The organism is Microbacterium resistens NBRC 103078 (assembly GCF_001552355.1).
Lineage (GTDB): Bacteria > Actinomycetota > Actinomycetes > Actinomycetales > Microbacteriaceae > Microbacterium > Microbacterium resistens.
Genome location: NZ_BCRA01000233.1, coordinates 1 through 546, shown reverse-complemented (window position 1 = coordinate 546; position 546 = coordinate 1). Strand labels below are relative to the sequence as shown.

1 protein-coding gene is annotated in these 546 nt (G+C 73.3%); it reads right to left on the bottom strand.

The features are described from left to right. Positions 1 to 148: 148 nt before the first annotated feature. Positions 149 to 546 (bottom strand): DUF6264 family protein (locus MR1_RS20365; protein ID WP_067250919.1); only part of this gene is annotated, 398 nt, incomplete at its 5' end.

Sequence of the window (546 nt, the reverse complement as noted above, 5' to 3'; positions counted from 1 at the left end):
CGTGCGGGCGGTGATCGCGGCGGCGGCGCTCGTCAGCGCGATCGGGACGCTCGTCCTGGCGATCCTGACCGGCGATGCGGGCGCCCGCGCGGTGTGGGAGGGGAGCGTCTGAGCGGCCGTCCGCCCCCGCGCCGTCCGCCCCGCGCGATCAGCGGGTCGAGGCGCCGCCGAGGTAGGCCAGGAAGGCGGGGTCGCCCAGCAGGGCGACGCTGAGGCAGATCGACGCGAGGACCGTCGACACCACGGCCCCGACGAGCGGGACCCACCACGAGGTGCGGCCGCGGCGGAGACGAGTCACGGCCCACGCCGCGGTCGCGGTCCACCCGACGATGAGCACGATCGATGCGATCGTCGCCCACAGCCGCCCCTGCTCGTAGTTCGTGAACTCGCCGTCGATGCCGAGGATCCTCATGCTCTCGCTCATCAGCCGCGACACGTCGGAGTACGAGATCACGGACATGATCACGTTGACCAGCCCGTAGGCGAGGAGCGCGATGGTGATCAGTCGATCCGCCGGCCGCGGCGTGCGCGCGGCGGCCCTGTCGG